This window comes from Mucilaginibacter sp. P4_D1 (assembly GCF_056401935.1).
Map to the genome: position 1 here is coordinate 47,068 of NZ_JBFUIJ010000016.1, position 21,322 is coordinate 68,389.

The window sequence follows — 21,322 nt, forward strand, 5'->3', positions numbered from 1 at the left end:
AAGAAAATTTTTGTCATCTTATTTCAGCGATTCTTCGATAACAATGAGGTCGCAACTTGCAACCTCATTGTTATTTAAGGAGACACAATTTGTGATACTGGGAGAATTAAACTTCAAATCCGATATAAAACTGGCCTCCCGGATCTTTTTCGACTATGGTCCGCAGGACAGGGGCGGAAACATTTCCAATGTCATTTTCTGCCTTTGGTATATAGATCTGGCAATACCGAATTTATCCTGGGCTAAACGGGCATGAAGGATCAGGGCACCGGACTCATCTATTGCTTGTTGGGTTTTCATATTATTGATCTTTATTTAGTGAGTAAGAAGAGTTAAAAGCTTCCGGCCGGACCTTAAAATGCTTTGCAAGCTTTCGTGCCAACACTTTGGACAAACTCCTTTCATGATTAAGAATAGCTGACACATGCCCATCGCTAATATTGAGTATCGCTGCCAGTTGATCCGGCGCTAACTGATGGTCGTCCATAAATGACCGTAGCAACGTGATCGGGTCATGGTCGCCGGGAACTTGCTGTTGCTTATCATAGCTTTCGATCAGCAGTGTGAGCAGATCGATCTCGTCCTGAATAGCCGGAACGGTTCCGGAAGCTAACAACCTTTGAAGCGTGTCGCAATACGAATTATATTGTCTTCTGTCCCTGATGACTTTGTATTTCAAAACTGTTTTCATAGCAGATCTATTTGTTTTTTAAGTTCCTCTTTACTTGGCAGATATAATTTGTATTCTTTACTGAATATCTGTTCATTGTCGAGCGGTAAGGTAAATTCCACAACTGATCTGTTGTCCGCTCTGCAAAGTATGATGCCCAGGGTCGGCCGTTCGTCGTTAGTTTTAACTTTACGGTCGTAATAGTTCACATACATCTGCATTTGCCCGATATCCTGATGCGTTAATCTGCCAATCTTCAGGTCGATAAGTACAAAGCATTTTAATATTCGGTTGTAGAATACAAGATCGACCCAAAAGTGATCGCCGTCTAAACTTATCCGCCGTTGACGGCCTTCAAACAAAAACCCTTTGCCTAACTCCAGCATAAAATGTTCGAGTTTGTTGATGATGGCTGTTTCCAGTTCGTTCTCGGAATAGCCGCTGTCTTCCTTCAAATCCAGGAATTCCAGTACGAACGGGCTTTTTAAAGTATTGACCGGCGTCTCTGTCAATTGTCCTTTCCGGGCCTCTTCCTGCATGCCTTTTTTATCACTGCTCAATGCAAGTCGCTCATAGAAAGACGAATTATACTGACGCTGTAGTTCGCGGACCGACCAATTATTGGAGACTGCCTCTTTTTCATAAAATTCCCGCTCGCTAACATCGTTGATGCGCATAAGCTGTATGTATTGTGTCCAGCTTACTTTGAAATGCTCAGAAAACGAAATCAGTGATTTCGGAATTTCGCCGGATTCAGATTGTGCAATCGGTGATTGCACAATTCGGTCGCGGTATAACAAATAGAATTGTTTGAAATAATCCAGGTTGCGTTTGGAGTAACCTTTACCGTATTCGGCGCTAAGGGATCTGCTCAAAGCTGCGACAATTTCCTCCGCATACTCTGCACGTTCATTACCGTTTTGCTGTTCATGAACGATCATCTTGCCAATATGGAAATAGGTGTGGATCATCACCGTATTCACATTGCGGACAACTTGGCTGCGAGACTCTTCGATCAGTGCCTTGACTGACATGAAAAGTGGATTTACTTCAGCGGACCTCATTTGCTTACACGTTTAAGTGTAGTTCCTATGCGTCCTTTACGGCCTGCTTTGCGTTTAGGTGCTTCCGGTTCGAGTTTTTCCCTAAGCACATTCATGTCTTCGCTGATCTTTTTCAACAACACGCGGGCATATATCTGAGTGGTCGCGATCTTGGTATGTCCCATCATTTTGCTGACCGTTTCTATAGGAACATTATTGGAAAGCGTGATCGTCGTAGCGAAAGTGTGCCTGGCAACGCCAAAGGTCAATGTCTTTTTTACACCGACCATCTTAGCGATCTCTTTAAGATAGCTATTCACTTTTTGGTTACTCATGGTCGGAAATACCGTTCCACCTGCGATTGAGCGGGGATTATCCTTGTATTTATCCATGATCGACCGGGCTGGCCCGAGTATAGGTATGTTCGTAGGTTCGTTACTTTTTTGACGGAACAGCTTTAACCATTTGTCACCATCTTCGCCGGTTACCACATTGTTCTCTTTAAGATTCATCAGGTCAACGAATGAAAGGCCTGTATAGCAGGAAAAGAAGAAGAAGTCCTTGATCATGTTAAGACTATCCGCACCAAACTCATGATCATTAATCGCCGTTAGTTCTGCATTTGTCAGAAAAGCGGTTTCAACCTTTTTATAGCGGAACTTGTAGTTCTTGAAAGGATCACGGGATATCCAGGTCAGTTTCAGTGCCAGTGTCGTCATTTTACGCAGGCGGATCAGGTGTTTCATCACGCCGTTGTTGTTTAATGGCTTCTGATGGTCCTTGGGTTTATGGTTCCTGAGATAGGTCTCAAAATCTATGATGAACTTATAGTCGATCTCATGGATCTTAACGTCCGTTGTGTTCCGCTTTTCTTTCAGGAACTTTTCTAAATACCGGCGGGTTACTGCATAATGTTTCAGCGTACTCCAGGTCAGAGCCGCAGAGGCGGTCTCATTGTGATAATCCATCAGTTTGCTGAGGGAATACGTTTCCTCTGTTTGTTCACCGAGGAACATGGATTTGAGTAATTGCGGGGTAACTTCCTTGCCTGCGATCTGTAATTGCTGGTAATAAGTAGTGATCGTGAATTTGACCTGTTCCAGGTAGGCATTGGTCTCTTTCGCTTCGGGAACTTTGAGCTTCAGACCGCCGCGTCCTTTGTCCCAACTATCGACCTTTACATAATGCTTTAAGGCGAAAAGTGCCTTTTCCTTGTTGATAACGACGGCGACGTAAACATTCGTAACCCCGTCCTTTGCTTTCTCTTTTTTGATGGTAAAATGCACACCAAATGACTGCGATGTTTTCATCTTTTAACAGTTTTAAATGAATAAAATGATTAATTACACCCTGAAATCGTCTTTTTCAGGTCGCTCGCAGGTCGCCGCAGGAATTTAGAATTGCAGTATTTCTGAGTCCTTTCGGATCTTTTTTAACTCACTTAAAATACTGTACTACAGTCCATTAACACGTTTGAGCGACCTAAATCTAAAAACTAATTTCAGGTCGCCGGATTGGTGTTCTACCATGTGCATTCGTAAGGACTGAAAAGGATTCGAATAAAATAAAAAACCCTCTAAATCAACGACTTAGAGGGTTTTTACACTGGCAGAAATGCCATTTTGTGCGCCCACCTGGGCTCGAACCAGGGACCAAAAGATTATGAGTCTTCTACTCTAACCGACTGAGCTATAGGCGCGGTTATTTGTGTTTATTTAACGGGTGCAATTTTACATATTTGCAGTCAATTTACAAAACCCTTTATGCAAAATATCAAAAATATCATCTTCGACTACGGTAATGTCATCTTTAATATCGATTTCAGGCTGGCTCAGCAAGGCTGGAACCAGTTGGGTATCAGTAATGCATCTGAGTTTTTTGGTCATAAACAACAGGACGAAATTTTTGATAAATTTGATAGGGGAGAGGTGTCTGCCGGGGAGTTTAGGGACTATATCAGGCAAAAATCGGGCAATCATGGCCTCACAGATAGCCAAATAAACGACGCGTGGAACAGTATGTTGCTCGGAATTGAGCCCGGAAACCACGAATTATTGCTCGATTTGAAAAAAAAATACCGCACATTTTTATTGAGTAACATCAACGCTATCCATTATGATCACATTATGGAATACTTGAAAGATGATTTTGGGTTTGATGGCAACGATCACCTTTTCGAAAAAGCGTATTACTCGCATCTCACCGGCAAACGTAAGCCCGAAGCCAGGATATTCAAGATGGTATTGGATGAAAATAGCCTAAACCCAGCCGAGACGCTTTTTATAGATGATAGTCCGCAGCATTTGGAGGGTGCCCAAAAGCTGGGGATCCAGACACTTTTAATGACTAAGCCCGATACTATTCAGCAGTTTTTTAAACGATCGGGTTTATAACCGGGATTTAAATGGGGCAGCAACATTTGGATACTTCACAACAACGCATAAAGGGGCAATTAATCAGTTCAAATATTCGCGCTGATATTTATTCCTGTAATCCATTGGAGACAGCCCGGTAATACGTTTAAATGTATTACGGAAGGCTTTATTATCGGTGTAGCCAACGTTATACATTACCTCGTTTACATTATCGCGGGATGTTTCAAGACTCACTTTAGCTGCTTCTATTTTTACACGTTGAATATATTCGGCAACGGTGTTGGAGGTGGCTTTTTTAAACCGGCGTTCCAGGTTGCGCCTACCTAAGGCAAACATAGATGCCAGTTGTTCGACGCTTATTTTTTCTGAGTAATTTTTCTCGATAAATTCCTGTGCTTTTTTTATCGGGTCATCCGAATGGTCTTTTTGTCCCTGGAAAATAATAAATGACGATTGGTTGGTACGCTCCATTTCGATAGCAAATACCTTTGAACTTAAAATGGCCATATCCCGGCCGGCAAACTTTTCAATCAGGTATAAAATCAGGTTAAGGTATGAGAATGCGCCGCCGCTTGAATAAATGCCCTGCTCGTCGGTAATAATTTTCTCGGTAACCAGGTTTACATCGGGGAACATGGTACGGAACTGGTTGGCAGCCATCCAATGGGTAGCACAGCTTTTACCTTTCAGCAAGCCGGTTGACGCCAACAGGAACGCTCCCATACATAAACTGGCAATTTCGGCGCCGTTTTTATATTGATCAGTTATCCAGGGGATAAATTCTTTATTTTTTTCGATAGCGCTCGTTATCTCGCCATCAAGTGCAGGGATGATGATCAGGTCTGTTTTTTTAACATCCGAGATCAAAAGATGCGAATTTACAGTAAAACAACCACCACTGATTGGCGTTTCTTTTTGCAGGCCAACAAGCTCAACTTTAAAAACAGGGTCTTTTCCCATTGATAAAAAAAACTGGTTCACCTGGGTAAATAACTGGCGCGAACCTTCAAGGCTGCCTAATATAGCGCCTTTGGGTACCAGGATAGATATATGCTTCATATCTCAAAAATATAATAAAGCGTTAATGCAAACAATACTTTGTTTAAAACCATCATATTATTTATGTTTTATACTCATCCTGGTTTTTTTATATATGTAATTCGCAATCTAGTTGATATCACCCTTACTTATAGCGCCGTTCCATGCAGGCATGCCCTGGTCTGTAATGCCATTTGTTATATTTTTGATAATGGATGCTTTAGTTGATCCATATTTAAATTTGCCGGCAAGCAGGTTTTGTGTTTTATTGGTTCCCTGTAAATTATCGCCATGGCAACTGGCACATAGTTGATGAAACATTATCCCCGCGGTTTGTTTTTGTGTTGATTTCAGGATGGGCTTATTTTCAATAAGCTTTTGGGATAACAACGGTTTATCGCTGCTGCCTGATGGCCTTAGCCGCAATATCATATCATAATTGGGGCGCGGACTGCCTTCTGCCGGGTCGATTTGGGAAGTGGAGAAGTAGATGTAACCATCGGGCCCTGTCACTAACGACCGGACACGGCCATACTGTTGTTTCAGCAATACTTCCTGCGCGGTAATTTTATCATGGTCAAGTTGTATTTTTAAAATTTGCTCACCTCTTAAACAAGCAACCAGCAGGTAACCTTGCAATTGCGGAAATGCTTTGCCCGAATAAAACATAGCCTCGCCAGGGCCGATTGATGGTGTGTACTCGGCTAACGGGGTATTCATGCCAATTTTAGTATCGCGGTGGTGTATTACAGGCCATCCGTAATTTTCGCCCTTTTTTATGATGTTAATTTCATCCCCTCCGGTAGGCCCATGCTCTGAGTTGAACAGTGCGCCGGTTCCTGGTTCAAAGGCTAGGCCCTGGGTATTGCGGTGTCCGTAGGTCCAAATTTCTTTACGGGCAGTATCGTTGTTATAAAAAGGATTGTCGGATGGGATGCTGCCATCATCGTTAACCCGCAAAATTTTGCCGTTGTAGGCCTTTAAATCCTGTGCTAAGGCTGGTTGGTCGGCATCTCCGGTGGTTATCCATAGTTTTTTATCAGGTCCGAATACAAGGCGACAGCCTGTATGATTTTGATTGGCCGGGATTCCCTTTAATATGTTAAAAGGATTAGTAAGGGTGTCGTTTTTGAAAATATAGCGGGTGATGGCTAAACGCATCTTATTCTCCTCAAGATAATCGTTAGCGATATAAATATAACGGTTGCTGGTAAAATCGGGATGGATACACATACCCAATAACCCCGATTTATTCCTTAAGGGTATACCGGGGATAATAAAAGCCGGTTTTGCCAATAATTTACCATTGCGATAAATGCGCACACAGCCGGGGCGCTCGGTAAACAGCATACTATTATCTGGCAAAAAAACAATTTGCCAGGGCACCACAAGGTTCGTTGCCAGTGTATCCACTTTATAACCTGCGGGAGGGCTTACCTGAGGTAATTGCCCTTCATTGTATATAAATGCGCTTAATGTAAAGCAAGCAATACAGATAATCAGCAATCCTTTTTTCATTTTATCAAGGTTAATAAAAGTGACTACATCGTGGGAGACTGTTCATATATTGTCCATAACTGTTCGGGGGTATTTCTTTTTGATGCCAGGATAATGGCCGAGTTTACTTTACCCTTAATATCGGCCGGCGTTAGGTATAAATCAGTACCTTTCAATTTAATAAGATAAGTATCTTTTTTTACGCCAATAAATTCATATTGCTGGTTAGGCGAAGCATCAACCAGGGGTTGCTCTTCAAATGCTACATTGATATCTGCCTTTGTAACCGGTTGAAAAGTTTTGTTAGTGAGTAAGTTTTGTAGCTGGTAGCTATTTTCGCCGGTATTTTTAAAATTCCAGGTCATGCATTTCCAATTCTCGGGATAGTAGGCAACCAACGGTGTGCCATTTTTTGATCCGGCATCCTTCACCCGTAATAGCATACCAGTTTGTACGTTTTTGATGGCATAGTTGCCTTTAATATCCTGGGCCGAAGCAAAAAATGAGAGCGAAAGCTGAAGGCTCAAAAGCAGTAGTGTTTTCTTCATGTTTAGGTAAATGGTTAAACTATTAAATCAACCCTCAATTTAACCAAATTGTTTGATTATTGGCACACCTGGATAAAAACAGTTTGGCATACCTGTGATTAAGAAATTTAACCTCGATTTGGGATCTTGTTGCTTTGTTTGGCAGGTTTTTGGTAGATTTTTCAGGATTTTTTGTCAGTACACTCGGGTTGTGTCATGCTGTGTGACAAATTGGCAAAAAAAATATCAAAAGGCTAAGGGGATGAAAACAGACAGTTAATAGCATTGTTTTTTTATTGAAACAACAAATGAGGTAGCATTTTTTCGGTCAAAGCCCTTTTTGGAGCATATTTTTCTTTTTTTTTAGCTGAAACACATCGATTTTTAGTTATGTCAGGTTTTTATGACATAATTTTATTGATTTCTGGTGATCGGAAATTTTACTTCTGAAAAACAAGAGTTTATTTTTTTATTGCTCCTTAAACCATCTTTTTATTTTTCGAAATAGCCCTTCAAGTTTTATGAATTTTAAAATACGGCAATTTTATTTTTTTGCTTTTTAACGCTCAAAACCCCGGGAGTTTTTATGGCATGTTTTTAGTCGATTACTGTTCAGGAAACCGAAAATGTTTATCACTTAAGCCCATATAAATTAGGGATTTATGCGATTAACAATATGCTTCCTGGAGCTATTAATAATATATAAATCACTTAAAAAATTAAAACTATGTTAATCGTATTAGAAGTTGCAGCATTTTTAGCAGTTATTGTATTACCGTTAATTCCAGCTAAAAAAGTTGCGAAATAATTAGGTATCAAACCCCATCAATAATTTAATAATCATTAAAAAATTAAAATCATGTTAATCGTATTAGAAGTTGCCCTGTTTTTAGCAGTTATCATCGTTCCTTTGATCCCAGCTAAAAAAGTTGCGAAATAATTAAGCATTACATTTAGTTGTAAACAGAAGATGGATAGCATTAGGCTACCCATCTTTTTTGTTTTATATGGGTAGGTTGTTATTGTTGATTTAAATACATATCCAATTGCCCGTACAACTGTTGTTTATCACTCGGGCTTTTGGCAGCGTTGATAACTACGCTGCCCGCTTTATTGGTAATAAGGTAACGGGGCATATAAACCATTGCTGTATCGTTGCCAAGCGAGTTGTGATATAAGTTGTCATACGCTTTATCGTTAAGGAAAATATGGCTGCCGTCTATTTTATATTTTTCTATCTGTTGTTTCCACAAATACCGGTTACCCCGTGATATATACAGGTAAGCTATGTTGGCGTTTGTTTTGTATCTCAATTTTAAGGGGTGGGTAAAGTTTTCAAACTCGGCCAGGCAGGGGCCGCAGGTTGTGCCCCAAAAATCAACATACACCACTTTGCCTTTAAAATTATCGGCTATCAATTTTTTAAACGAGACGTTGCCTTTGTTAATATTAATAAATTTGACATCCTGTGGTGTATTCAATGCCATCACTCCCCAAAGCTTTAAACCCAAAAACACAATTGCCAGGCTAACTATGTGCACTAATGATTTAAGAAAGCCTGTTTTATTGGTCTTTAAGAACTTGCTGAGCATATAAATACCAGCAATTAGGAACAACAGGCAAAAAGAAGCTTTAAATGCGATAAGGAATGTTAAAGCCTGGTTACGCTCAAATGCTTTATCTAAATTGCCGCTTTATCCTGCTTGCTAAAACTGTAAACGTCCTGCGCTGCGTAAATAACCTGTTCTCTCACTTCTGTTTGCCAGGCAAGGTAATGCGTTCCGATATCGATTAATAACAAGGGCACGAATGCCAGTAAGATAGCCCCAATCCAAAAGTTTACTGATCTGATCATGACTTAGGCGATTATAACGTTCAAAATTCAATGCAGCTGGCTTTGCATATAAGTTGCCCTGCCAGTAAGTTGAATTTTAGCCGTACTATCAAGCCGACCGGGATGGAACTGTCCGGCGGGCTTTTCATCAACTTTAAGGCTGCTTTTGCCCAGTAGCGAGTAGTTAAGCATGTTAATACGATTGCTTTTTGTAATGCTTACATATGAGCTGTCGGCCGCCACCACATCCAATTTTTTAACCGACAGGTTGTTTACATCATAATGACTGCCATCAGCAACATGCAGTTTTAAAGAATCGGCATTGTTTAGGTTGCCGGCTATAGTTACGAAAGCGAATTTAATGTCGACAGATTGAATATCGTCTGCAAAAATCTTTACGATATCACCCTCATCATTCCAGTTCCTGGCGTTGTTATCAAATTTGTCTCTTACCCGGAAGGCGATAAACAGCGTGTCGTTTTTTACTAATGTTTCAAGGTTTTCCTTTAATTCGCTGTTCACCGTCACCGCGTTGCCGCCGGGCTGTGTTGCTTTGTTGTTTTTACCTATCCAGATCCGGGCCATCCACTGTTCAAACCCGCCTGTTTCTTTCATCTTCAATGATCCATCTATCACAATATGTTTAAACGCTGGCGAAACAGGCTTGGTAACAAATACGCTGTTATCCTGTGGATAAAGGTCGCGGTTAAAGTTGCCCTTGTTATACTGGGCTTTAAGGAGCAGATTGTAGGCCAGTAATGATACCGGGATACAGGTAAAAAGTATGATGATTAATTTTGTGCTGGTTTTCATAAATTCATATTAAGGTTTAGCTGTTAGGTTTATTCATAAACTCCTGGTACCTGCTTTGCAAATCGTTTCCAGGGATGCCAAGCATCTGCATTTTTTTAAACAAGAGGGGCAATTCTTCGTCCATAAACTGGTCTCGCCTTGTTTTCAGGATGTTTTTTGCGGCGTTGGCCTGTACAAAATAGCCCATGCCACGTTTGGTGTAAATTATTTCCTGGGTTTGCAGGTGCTCATATGATCGCATTACTGTATTGGGGTTAACCTCCAGCATAACGGCAAGCTCACGTACTGAAGGTATTTTTTCATCCTCCTGCCACACCTTTAGCTGTATTTTGTCGCACACATAATCTGCTATTTGTAGGTATATGGCTTGTGTATTGTTAAAATCCATGGTTTTTACCTTTGAGGGTTACAATTCTTTTTCTTTAAGCCTAAACCAGGTTATTAACCATAAAAAAGGTATGCTTATCACAAGCAGGGCGTAAAATACTGCGTTGTATTTATTACGTACTTCCATGTTGTATGATATATAATTAACACTGTTGTGCTTTTTCTTCACAAACCAGTTGTTAATCTCCATTTCGGAATAGGGCATTGCAGAGCGAATTCGTGTCCAGGTGGATTCTTTTACTTCTTTATGCCCTACAATATTGTGGTTTACATCGTAATAGGTTTCGCTGATGTTGGCAATAACAGGTTTTCCGGTATCTACAGTTACTATCCGCCTGGCTACCAAAGGATTTAAAATTATCACCCCAAAAAATACAACAATTACCAATATCGCCGATTTTATAAATACGTAGCGCTTAAACAACACCGAGCAAAATAGTGCCACACTTTGAAGTATCAGGAATATGAAAAGAAATATCAATTCTTCCTGATCCCAATTCGCGGTGTACAGTAAGTTGTTACTGCCAACCAGTTCCCGGTCAATATAATGGCCAATGGCTATTAAAGGGTATATTATGGCAACAAAACAAACCGGGAAAACAATGATGCTATATATTGCGGCCACAACAAATTTTTCAAACGCCGATGCGGGGAGCATTAAAGCCTGGATGCCGGCATGTCTAGTATTAAACTGACTTAAAATAGTGGTGGCAAAAATGCTTCCGGCTACTATCATACTTAAAAAAAACAGGTTTTTCTGAGAGCGCTTGTCAAAGCCTTCAAACGATGATATATTGTATATGGTAAGGCCGGCAATGATCCCTGCCATAGCCAGCATACCCAATATGTACAGTTGCTGATTTTCGGCCCATTGCTTGCGTACCAGCAACCAAATTCTGTGTATAGAAACTTGCATGTGTTTTTTTAGTTAAATTGTGAAAGCACCTGTTGTTTTTCGGTAAGTACAGCGTTAAAAAACATCTCCATATCCAACCTTGAGTTTTCTTTTTTATGGTTAATGGCTACCACGGCGTAGCCTTTTAAGGCACCCTCGCTGTAAATGGGGCTGGCAACGTCGTCAAGACTCATTACCTGCTTAAAGGCAAGTTTATCGGTTATATTTTCTACAGGCTGGTTGAGGATAATTTGCTGGTCTTCCAGTATCATTACATAGTCAATCAGGCTATCCAGGTCTTTTACCTGGTGGGTACTGATGATGATGAGCTGATCATCCTTAATTACGCCGGCAATAATTTTGCGAAATTGCTTTTTGGATGGAATATCCAGGCCATTAGTTGGCTCGTCCATCAGCAATACCTTTGCCTGGGTGGCCAGCGCGAAGCTTATTAACACTTTCTTTTTCTGCCCATAGCTCATGCGATGTAGTTTGTTTTCCTGCGGAATTTCAAACTCAGTTAAAAAGCGGTAAAACATATCATGGTCAAACGCAGGGTAGAAGGGAGCATAAATACTGAGGTACTTTTTGATAGATACATTGGGTAGATAAATTTCCTCAGGTAGGAGGTAAACCTGCTGCAAAAACTCAGGCGACCGCTGTGCCGGGTTTTGACCGGCCACATCGCAGGAGCCGCTTAGCGGAAACAAAAGCCCGCAAATATTATGCAGCAAGCTGGATTTGCCTGCGCCGTTGCGCCCAAGCAGCCCATAAATATGTCCCGGCTTTATGCGTAGGTTAAGGTTGTTAAGTACCAATTGATTTTTTTGGTACCCAAAGTTTAGGTGGTTAATGCTAATCATGCAGTTTAATTTAGTGTACTACTATATTAGTACACTGCAATAATAATACAGATTCGTTAAAACTCCAAATTTTAAATGAAATTTATTTTAGTATCAAGCACTTAGTATCAAGACAGGAAGAAAAGGAGGACAGCAATTGCTATAGATAGGGGGTGAGATAAAGACAGCTAAGCTGTATTGGTTAAAACTTTTGCTCAATAAAAAAGGGTTAACGATTTGCCTCGCTAACCCTTTTCCTGGTTGTTAAATTTTAAATTGTTAATTTTCCAATACGGTAACCTTTACCGACGATTTGTTTTGCGCATCGTGGTAAATACGGTGGGTTGCTTTCTGGAAATCGGCATCGGTGGCCTGGTATATATCTACAAACTTTTGGGGATTGCGGTCAACCAGCGGGAACCAGGAGTTTTGTACCTGGATCATAATGCGATGACCTTTCCTGAAGGTGTGGCCAACATCGGGCAGCGCATATTTTACTTCGGTAACTTTACCAGGAACAAATGCTTCCGGTTTTTCAAATGAATTACGGAAACGGCCCCTGAACACTTCGCCACGGATAAGCATCTGGTAACCGGCAAGGGTTACATTTTTAGGGTTGGGGTTTGCATTTGGGTAATCATCGGGGAAAACATCAATCAGCTTTACTACATAGTCAGCATCGGTACCGGTTGTTGATGCAAACAGATCGGCTATTACAGGGCCTGTCAGGGTCATGTCTTCTGTAAGGGTATCTGTTTGGTAAACCTTAACATCAGGCCTGCGGCCGGCAAAACGTTGGTCGTCCAGCATATATTCGCGGGTACGGCCTTTTTGAATGCCGTCCTGGTAAGGTACGGGTGCATTCGGATCACTTACATATTCGTCAAAACTATCAGCTGCCGATGGGGCAGTGAACGATAGTTTTCCATCAGGCTGAAAATAAAGCGTTTTTTCGGTGGTGTTTTTTGGCGGCCATGTTTCAAACTTTTTCCATTGGTTGCTGCCGGTTATGAATATGCTGGCCTCGGGTAATTCCATTTTGCCTTCATCTTTCAAATAGTAATTGAAAAACGGAAGCTCGATGTTTTCGCGGAACCACTCGGCCGTATTTGACCCGAAATTCTGATCGGCAAAAAGCGTAGCATCTTTGCTTTCCCATCCGCCGTGGAACCATGGGCCCATAACCAGCATGTTTTTATGACTTTGCGGGTTTTGTTTTTCCAGTGCATCATACACATGCAAGGCACCAAAGCAATCTTCGGCGTCAAAAAAACCTCCGACAGTCATGGTAGCTGGTTTAATGTTAACTAAGTGCGGGCGGATGTTCATTGCTTTCCAAAACTCATCATAATTAGGGTGCGACATTAAATCGTTCCAGAATTTGATAGAATCGCCCATGTATTTCTTTTTGAAATTGGGCAAAGCACCCATTTCCAGGTAAAATTTGTAGTTATCCTTAAATACTGGTTTAATATTGCTTTTAAATTCTTTTGGCGTAATAGGCTTGGGACGGGGGATGCCAAAACCAGTATAAAAGTTAAACGCATCCATCATCATAAACGCACCGTTGTGGTGAAAATCGTCGCCTATAAACCAATCGGTAACGGGGGCCTGTGGCGATACAGCCTTCAGCGCAGGATGTGCGTTTGGCAACGAGGCACTGGAGTAAAAGCCAGGGTAGGAGATGCCTTCGATACCAACGCGGCCATTGTTGTTGGGCAGGTTTTTTACCAGCCAGTCAATGGTATCATAAGTATCGGTGCTTTCGTCAATATCGGTTTTGCTCTTTTTCTTATCTAATATAGGGCGTACATCTACGTAATCGCCTTCACTCATCCACCGGCCACGCACATCCTGGTAAACAAAAATATACCCTGCCTTGGCAAACAACATATTTTGACCAAGCGTGCGCCTGTATTCGTTTTCGCCATAAGGGGCAACGGTATACGGTGTACGCGTCATCATGATGGGGTACTTTTTTGATTGATCTTTAGGTAGATAAATGGAAGTGAAAAGTTTTTTACCGTCGCGCATAGTAATGTACTTTTCCATCTTGGTGTAGTTGTCCTTGATGTAGGTCGCATCGTCAGATGGCGGGGCTGTTTGTGCGCCCGCGAGCGAACAGCATAAAGCAAGCCCTAAGCAGAGTAGCAGTTGTTTCATAAGTCAGTCAGTTAATTTAAACTGCAATTTAATAAATAAAGCCAGGTTTAGGCTGTTTACCAACTTAATTGTTACAATGCGCCCGAAAATTATGCACAGTTAAACCGGCCGATCTGTTTGCAAATTGACCGGTTATTATTTCGAGGCGCTATTATTTGCCATCGTAAGCATCCTGCAAATCCTTAACAATAAGCTTATCCATTTTCATCATGGCTTGCATCGCCCTTGCCGAGCCTTCACGGTCTGCTCCATATAAAACCCTGGTCAGGGTGTCGGGTACTATCTGCCACGACAGGCCAAATTTATCTTTCAGCCATCCACAGCGCGATTTTTGGCCTCCTTCGGATAGTTTTTCCCAAAAGTAATCTACTTCTTCCTGGTCTTTACAGTCAACAAACAACGATATAGCCTCGTTGAATTTAAACATTGGGCCACCATTAAGTGCCATAAACTGCTGCCCTGCTAAACTGAATGTACCTGTCATTAGTCTCCCTGTTTTGCCCGGGCCTGCATCACCGTACCGGGCAAGGTCGCCTATGGCTGATCCTTCAAATACAGCAATATAAAAATTGATGGCTTCTTCGGCATTATTGTCGAACCATAAAAACGGGGTGATCTTTTGTCTGATTTCCATAATAGTTGGGTTGTTGAATTGGTTTTGAATGATCAAATGTAGCTGTTAACAGGCCTTATTAATGCGGGGCGATCAAGACATTTTAGTGGGGCATTTACGGCATGTATTTAAAATATCAAAATGGATAATCTTATTAATCAATAATATATATTTTCTTTTGGGTTATTATTTTAACGTAATTTAACATATTGGACATATTTAGCGTGTATAAATCATTTTCTTCATGATTTCTTAATTCTTTCATGTTATGCCAACAATTCGGGCTTAACACTGCGGTAATAGTTTTGCAAGAAAAATTAACTTGCGATGGAAAAAAATTTACTTAAGGTTTCTCGATGGTTACTTATTATAATTACCTCGGTATTTATGTGTGGTAACCTGTACGCCCAGAATACAACAATTAGGGGTATTGTTTTGGATGAAAATAATCAACCTTTTCCGGGGGTGGCTGTTCAGATTAAAGGAACCTCAACGGGTACGGTTACAGGCCGCGAAGGCCGTTTTACCATTGGCGCCTCAAAAGGCCAGGTGTTAACGTTTAAATTCCTTGGTTACGCACCGCAGGAGGTTGAAATTGGTACCGACCCCAATCTTTCGGTAACAATGAAAACCGATTCAAAGGCACTAACCGAAGTAGTAGTAACTGCCTACGGTATTAAAAAGGAAGTAAGGAAAATTGGCTACTCTGTTCAGGAAGTTAAAGGCCCTGATTTGGTTAAAGCCCGCGAACCTAACCCCATCAACTCTTTAGCAGGTAAAGTTGCTGGTTTAACGGTAGGTACCAACGCCGAATTATTGGGGAGGCCCGAAATTGTTTTACGTGGTAGCAAGGATTTACTTTTTGTGGTTGACGGCAGCCCTATTAACTCTGATACCTGGAACATCAGCCCTGATGATATTGATACGTATACTATATTAAAAGGTCCCAATGCGGCCGCGTTATATGGTTCAAGAGGTATAAACGGTGCAATTATCATCACCACTAAAAAAGGAACAAACGATAAAAAAGGCTGGGAGGTTAACGTAAACAGCAGTACGTTGTTTGAAGGTGGCCTTATAGCTGCCCCCCAGGCACAAACCGAATACGGTCGCGGTAATGCTTACCATTATGAGTACCAGGCTAAAGATAACAGTAACGTTTATGTACCTGCTGCAGATGCTTTGTACGATAACGGAAACCGTTTAGGTGAATACGGGCCACGTTTTGAAGGCCAGTTATTACGTCAGTACGATAGCCCTTACAATACGGTTACCGGCGTACGTACGCCAACGCCATGGATTGCCCGTGGTAAAGACAACTTCGCAAATTTCAGACAAACCGGTATTATATCTACCAACAACGTTGCTGTTGCAGCAAGCGGTTCTAATTACAATATCAGGTTGTCATATACCCACTTATATCAAAAGGGTATGTTCCCTAATACAAAGTTAAACTCCGATAACTTCAGCCTTAACTCCAGCTATAACATTACATCAAAGCTGAGTATTGACGGAAGCATGAACTTTAACAAACAATATACGCCAAATATTCCTGACGTGAGTTACGGCCCTAACAGTTACATTTATATGTTTAAGGTATATGGCTCGGCAGATTATGACGTACGCGATCTGAAAGATATTTATAAAGGCCCAATGGGGGTGCCTAACCTGGTACAATATGCACAGGAATATGGCCGTTTGAACAATCCTTGGTTTATGGCCGAAAAATGGCTGCGTGGTCATGACAAGACAGATATTTATGCTTATTTACGTTTAAACTATAAAATTTCTAAAGATCTTAACCTGAGCTTGCGCTCACAGGTATCTACCTGGAACCAGCAGAGAACCGAGCAGGTACCTTCGTCAGCAAACTTAAATGCCTATACCTCATGGTATAAATTTGGCTGGTATGGCGATTACCGCGAAGACGACCGTAAGTTGTTTGAAAACAACACCGATTTGCAATTGAATTATAACAAAACCTTTGGCAAATTCATATTTACAGGTTTATTAGGCGCCAACTCACGCTCATTTACCTATGATTCCTTCTATGGCACTACTCGTGCTTTGGCTATTCCAAACGTATACGGTTTGTCAAACTCGTTACAACCTGCGCTTACCTATAACTGGAATTCAAAAATGCAGGTGTATAGCGGTTACTACTCGTTTGATATTGCTTACGATAAGTATCTTAATATCAATACAACAGGCCGCGTTGATAAATTATCGACCTTCGCTTCAGGTCATGACACCTTCTTTTATCCATCAGTTTCATTATCTACAGCGGTTTCTGATTATGTTGACTTGCCAGAAGCCATCAGCTTCTTAAAATTCCGTGCTTCTGAGGCGGTACTTAAAAGTGGATTAACAATGTCGACCATTGGTACAGCTTATAAGCAAGTTTTAGGCACCGGTGCAACTACCAACACATTGCTTGGTTATGGAACTGAACTGTATAGCTCATATGACGGGCCAACCTATTCAAATCAGGATGCTGCCTCTTATACAACATTGTATAATAACAGYGCTTCGGTGGCATACGCTAATACAAAAGCCAATCCAGATTTGCATTCTTTAAAAAGGGTATCTTATGAAGGTGGTATGGATATCAAGTTCCTGAACAATCGCTTAGGTTTGGATGTAACTTATTTTGATACACAGAATGGCCCGCAAATTTACCCGTTCCCGGTTGATCCGGCAACTGGTTATAATGCCCAAAACGAAAACGCGGTTACCACCAAAAGGGCTGGTTTCGAAATAGCGCTAACAGGTTCGCCTTTCCGTAACAAGGACGGATTTTCATGGGATGTTAACGTAAATTACTCTACATTCAAAGAAACGCTTACATCAATTGGTTACGGAACTAACTCAAGCATAGCGCTTGTACCTAATCACAGCTTTGCCGTTGGCGATAGGGTGGATGAAGTTTATGGAACCAAATTTTTAAGAGATGGTACCGGTAATATTGTTTATGATGCAAGTGGCGCTTTATTAAAGGCATCAGGATCAAACAGCCAGTTATATGGTTCATTGGGCCATTTAAATCCTGATTTTACCTTTGGTATCAACAACAGGTTCTCGTACAAAAACTTTAGCTTCAGCTTCCAGGTTGACGGCCGTATAGGCGGGGTTATTTACGATTATAACTATTATGCCGCAAGGCAGGGTGGTACCGATCTATCTACCGTTAACGGTGTAATTGGTGCCGCACGTTTAGCGGAGTGGCAATCAACTAAAACCGGTACACAAGCGCCAACTCCTTCATTATTAGGTAATGAAAGCGGAGCCGGTGTTAAAATTGTAAGCGGTACGCCTAAATTCCAAAATGGTGTTATATCCAACATAGGCGACCTTACTTTTGCACCTAACACAACTCCAATAACTGTTCAGGGGTATTTGAACGGTAACGTTAAATCTATCGACGAATCATTCATGATCAGCAGGTCATTCGCCAAATTACGTGAGGTTACCCTTGGTTATAATATTCCATCTAAATATCTGCAAAACAGGGCTATTAAAGCGGTATCAATATCATTGGTAGGCAGAAACCTCTTATACTTTGCAAAACGTAAAGATTTCGACATCGACCAATATGCTTCTGGTTTCGACTCGACTACCGGTACTACCGGTGGTGCCCAGTCAAATGGCGCATTACAAAGTACAACTGCACGCAGGTACGGGTTTAACCTAAACGTAACATTCTAAATTTTATAAAACATATTTATAAAGATGAAAGCTTTTAAAATAATAACAGCAGCCGTTGTGTTGACGATGTCAATCACGAGCTGCCAGAAGGGAAACCTTAACCTGAATCCCAACGCGGTTAACGCGAACTCGGCGATCCCGGTTTCACTAATAGTTAACCACCTTACCGCTATACTGGTTAGATCAGATGAGATGCCATTTGGCGGGGATGTTTACAAAAACAACCAGTTCCAGGTATCTAACTATGCCAAATATTGGGGCACTAATGAAGATAGCTGGTCATACAGCGCTCATAGTTACGAGATATTGAAGTATGCTGTACAATTGGAGTTCCAGGCAAAAACTCAGTTTGGAAATACAACCAACAAGTATTTTGCAATATCAAAATTCTTCCGCGCGTACTCTGCAGTTTGGTTAGCACAAAGGGTAGGTGATATTCCGATGACCCAGGCAGGCGATATTGCAAATTATGTTACCCCCGCTTTTGATACACAACACGATGTTTATAAAAACTCATTGAAACTGTTGGACGATGCTAATGCTATTTTAGCTGCTTTGGGTTCACCGGGAACTGTTTTGGATGGTGGCGATATTTTTGCCTTAACCAACCTGCAATGGCAAAAAGTTATCAATACTTACCGTTTAAGAGTATTGATAAGCTTAAGCAAAAGAGCCGACGATAATGCCGATTTAAACATAAAATCGCAGTTTGCCGCTATATTGGGTAACGCAGCTACCTATCCTATAATGACAAGCAATAGTGATAACGTTGTTTACAAATATACAACTGCAACGCCATATCCTATTTTCGCTTCAGGTAGCAACTCGTATAATAACTTTATGAATGTGGGTAAACCGGTGCTGGATATTACAACATCTACACAAGACCCCCGTACTTATTTAATGGCTACTCCGGTGAAAACTACTGATGTTGGTAATTTCGCAAACTATATCGGCGCCGATCCTGGTACAGCTTTGGCGACACTACAAAATGAAGGCCCTACCGGTAAATATTCGTTTTTTAACGCTCAACGTTACCTGGGTGATGCTACAGGCAGTAAAGCCGAGCCTTTTATTTTTATTGGTTATCCTGAAATGAGCTTCAACATTGCCGAAGGTATCAATAGGGGCTGGGTTCCAACACTTACCACCGCCGATGCTAAAACCTGGTACGATAAAGGTATTGCTGCCTCGTTCAGCAACTTCGGTTTAAATGTTGCCACAAACTCAACAGTAACTATATCAGATGCAGCGGGTAAAAGTCTTGGCACGGTTACCACAGATAACGCCACATTCCTGGCCAATGTGAGCTACAATGTAGCCTCGCCAGCTGCAGCCCTTGCTCAAATTTTACAACAAAAATATGTGGCCTTGTTCATGAACTCTGGCTGGGAAGCATTTCTTAACCACCGTCGTACCGGCTTACCTGCGCAATTTAGCGAAGGTGGCACTGGTATTGGCACTGCAGGCGGTAAGTTACCGCGCCGTTGGTTATATCCATTAGATGAGATTAATGCTAACGGTRCCAATTACCAAAAAGCAATAAGCAGCCAGTTTGGTGGCACCGATGATGTATTTAAAGACACATGGTTAACAAAATAAAATCAACCTAAACAATACACTTTAAAAAGCAGGGGCTTAGCAATAAGCACCCTGTTTTTTACATTAAAACCGATATGAAAAAACTACAATTATTATTAGTAGCTGCTTGTATTGCTACAGGCGTTAACGCACAGGTTGCCGATAGTGCCAAACGCAAAGTTGAATTACAGGGGGCTGTAAACTTTCGCGATTTGGGTGGCTATACAACCAAAGATGGCCACCATATAAAATGGGGTAAAGTTTACCGCAGCGCAGATATGAGTAAGCTTACCGACCAGGACCTGGCAGAGTTAAACAAAAGAAACATAGCCTATGATGTTGACTTGCGTGGTACGCAGGAGTCAAAACAGGCGCCTGATCGTATGAATCCAAATACCGACTATATCTTGTGCCCTGCCGGAAGCGAAAATGTTGGTAACATGATGAATAGCTTTAAAAATGTGAAAGGCAACGGCGATTCTATCCTGATAAATTATTACAGCAACATAACGCCATTGGCCGATAGGTATAAACCAATGTTTGGTAAACTGTTAAACCTGCCGGCAGATAAAAGCCTTGTTTTTCATTGCACGGCCGGTAAAGACCGTACAGGTATTGGCGCAGCATTAATTTTGTACAGCTTAGGCGTTCCTTATGAAACTATTATGGATGATTATAAGGCCACTAACTATTACCGCACCGCCGAGAACGTCAAAATGGAAAAGATGATGGTAAAAGCCATGAACATTGACGAAACTGTAGCCAAAAACGTAATGGCCGCCAACCCCGAATATCTTGATGCAACATTCAGCCAAATTAAAAAGCAATATGGCTCGGTTGATAACTACCTTAAAACCCAAATTGGATTAACCAACGACGATATTAAAAAGCTAAAAAAGAAATTTTTAGAATAGTACTGAAATGCTGAAAGCCCAAAGCATAATGCTGAAAGCTTCAGATGGGTATCAATTGCTTCAATACTGAAAAACTGTCGCTGCAACTGCAGGGCAAATGCATGTAATTGGGTTAACATAACTTAACATATTTCAGAAACAATATTTATAATAATTTGATAATCAGTATTTTATATTTTATCATGGTTAACACTAAAATGGTAGCTAATTTAGGGCATCCCAATATTTGTGCCTGTTGTTGACCAATATGAAGCCCCTCGGTACCCCGATCATTTGAACAGGATCAGCAATAGAAACAAGGTGCCGTTTGATGCTTATATTTTCGCGACGCTATAAGCTTATTCTGTTAACTATTTACATTGGCTGCAACAGTGGCTTTTTGTTGGCTTGAATTTTATTGGTTAGCTTTATATCATTATACAACA

18 protein-coding genes and 1 tRNA gene are annotated in these 21,322 nt (G+C 41.2%); 4 read left to right on the plus strand and 15 right to left on the minus strand.

What is annotated here, in order from left to right; genetic code table 11:
* Positions 1-301 precede the first annotated feature (301 nt).
* The 4 genes from AC1DV1_RS15765 to AC1DV1_RS15780 form a co-directional block, all read right to left on the minus strand.
* Positions 302-691 (minus strand): helix-turn-helix domain-containing protein, encoded by a 390-nt coding sequence (locus tag AC1DV1_RS15765; protein ID WP_477360832.1) that lies wholly within the window; start codon positions 689-691, stop codon positions 302-304.
* Complete coding sequence (locus AC1DV1_RS15770) at positions 688-1,734, minus strand: PDDEXK nuclease domain-containing protein (protein ID WP_477360834.1); 1,047 nt, start codon at positions 1,732-1,734, stop codon at positions 688-690. Before AC1DV1_RS15770 ends, AC1DV1_RS15765 begins: the two co-directional genes overlap by 4 nt.
* Positions 1,731-3,023 (minus strand): site-specific integrase, encoded by a 1,293-nt coding sequence (locus AC1DV1_RS15775; RefSeq protein ID WP_477360836.1) that lies wholly within the window; start codon positions 3,021-3,023, stop codon positions 1,731-1,733. Before AC1DV1_RS15775 ends, AC1DV1_RS15770 begins: the two co-directional genes overlap by 4 nt.
* A gap of 315 nt (positions 3,024-3,338) precedes the next feature.
* Positions 3,339-3,412, minus strand: a tRNA-Ile gene (locus AC1DV1_RS15780).
* Between the two features lie 64 nt (positions 3,413-3,476).
* On the opposite strand from AC1DV1_RS15780, the gene AC1DV1_RS15785 reads away from it, so the two are divergent.
* Complete coding sequence (locus AC1DV1_RS15785) at positions 3,477-4,106, plus strand: HAD family hydrolase (RefSeq protein ID WP_477360838.1); 630 nt, start codon at positions 3,477-3,479, stop codon at positions 4,104-4,106.
* A 63-nt stretch (positions 4,107-4,169) separates the two neighbouring features.
* Here the strand turns inward: AC1DV1_RS15785 and AC1DV1_RS15790 are convergent, their stop codons facing one another.
* From AC1DV1_RS15790 to AC1DV1_RS15840, 11 genes are all read right to left on the minus strand, one after another.
* On the minus strand, positions 4,170-5,147 hold the full coding sequence (locus AC1DV1_RS15790; RefSeq protein ID WP_477360840.1) for a GlxA family transcriptional regulator: 978 nt from the start codon (positions 5,145-5,147) through the stop codon (positions 4,170-4,172).
* 108 nt (positions 5,148-5,255) lie between these two features.
* A complete protein-coding gene (locus AC1DV1_RS15795; RefSeq protein WP_477360842.1) occupies positions 5,256-6,644 on the minus strand; it encodes a PQQ-dependent sugar dehydrogenase in 1,389 nt (462 codons plus the stop codon).
* A 23-nt stretch (positions 6,645-6,667) separates the two neighbouring features.
* Entirely contained in the window at positions 6,668-7,171 is a 504-nt protein-coding gene (locus tag AC1DV1_RS15800) for an RICIN domain-containing protein (RefSeq protein WP_477360844.1), read from the minus strand.
* A gap of 998 nt (positions 7,172-8,169) precedes the next feature.
* The gene (locus tag AC1DV1_RS15805; protein ID WP_477360846.1) at positions 8,170-8,742 is read right to left on the minus strand and encodes a TlpA family protein disulfide reductase; all 573 of its coding nucleotides are present in this window, start codon (positions 8,740-8,742) and stop codon (positions 8,170-8,172) included.
* A gap of 89 nt (positions 8,743-8,831) precedes the next feature.
* A complete protein-coding gene (locus AC1DV1_RS15810; RefSeq protein WP_477360848.1) occupies positions 8,832-9,005 on the minus strand; it encodes a hypothetical protein in 174 nt (57 codons plus the stop codon).
* Positions 9,006-9,032: 27 nt separating this feature from the next.
* Positions 9,033-9,797: a GIN domain-containing protein gene (locus tag AC1DV1_RS15815; RefSeq protein ID WP_477360850.1), complete on the minus strand. Its 765-nt coding sequence runs from the start codon at positions 9,795-9,797 to the stop codon at positions 9,033-9,035.
* 16 nt (positions 9,798-9,813) lie between these two features.
* On the minus strand, positions 9,814-10,185 hold the full coding sequence (locus tag AC1DV1_RS15820) for a GntR family transcriptional regulator (protein WP_477360852.1): 372 nt from the start codon (positions 10,183-10,185) through the stop codon (positions 9,814-9,816).
* A gap of 18 nt (positions 10,186-10,203) precedes the next feature.
* Positions 10,204-11,100 carry a hypothetical protein gene (locus AC1DV1_RS15825; RefSeq protein ID WP_477360854.1) on the minus strand — a complete coding sequence of 299 codons (897 nt, stop codon included), beginning with the start codon at positions 11,098-11,100 and terminating at the stop codon, positions 10,204-10,206.
* 8 nt (positions 11,101-11,108) lie between these two features.
* On the minus strand, positions 11,109-11,942 hold the full coding sequence (locus tag AC1DV1_RS15830; protein WP_477360856.1) for an ABC transporter ATP-binding protein: 834 nt from the start codon (positions 11,940-11,942) through the stop codon (positions 11,109-11,111).
* Between the two features lie 258 nt (positions 11,943-12,200).
* Positions 12,201-14,084 (minus strand): CocE/NonD family hydrolase, encoded by a 1,884-nt coding sequence (locus tag AC1DV1_RS15835; protein WP_477360858.1) that lies wholly within the window; start codon positions 14,082-14,084, stop codon positions 12,201-12,203.
* 151 nt (positions 14,085-14,235) lie between these two features.
* Positions 14,236-14,718, minus strand: a complete 483-nt coding sequence (locus AC1DV1_RS15840) for a VOC family protein (RefSeq protein WP_477360860.1) — start codon at positions 14,716-14,718, stop codon at positions 14,236-14,238.
* A 306-nt stretch (positions 14,719-15,024) separates the two neighbouring features.
* Between AC1DV1_RS15840 and AC1DV1_RS15845 the strand changes: the two genes are divergently transcribed.
* From AC1DV1_RS15845 to AC1DV1_RS15855, 3 genes are all read left to right on the plus strand, one after another.
* Positions 15,025-18,402, plus strand: a complete 3,378-nt coding sequence (locus tag AC1DV1_RS15845; RefSeq protein WP_477360862.1) for a SusC/RagA family TonB-linked outer membrane protein — start codon at positions 15,025-15,027, stop codon at positions 18,400-18,402.
* Positions 18,403-18,426: 24 nt separating this feature from the next.
* Positions 18,427-20,004 carry a SusD/RagB family nutrient-binding outer membrane lipoprotein gene (locus AC1DV1_RS15850; protein ID WP_477360864.1) on the plus strand — a complete coding sequence of 526 codons (1,578 nt, stop codon included), beginning with the start codon at positions 18,427-18,429 and terminating at the stop codon, positions 20,002-20,004.
* Between the two features lie 74 nt (positions 20,005-20,078).
* The gene (locus tag AC1DV1_RS15855) at positions 20,079-20,897 is read left to right on the plus strand and encodes a tyrosine-protein phosphatase (protein WP_477360866.1); all 819 of its coding nucleotides are present in this window, start codon (positions 20,079-20,081) and stop codon (positions 20,895-20,897) included.
* Positions 20,898-21,322: the final 425 nt, after the last annotated feature.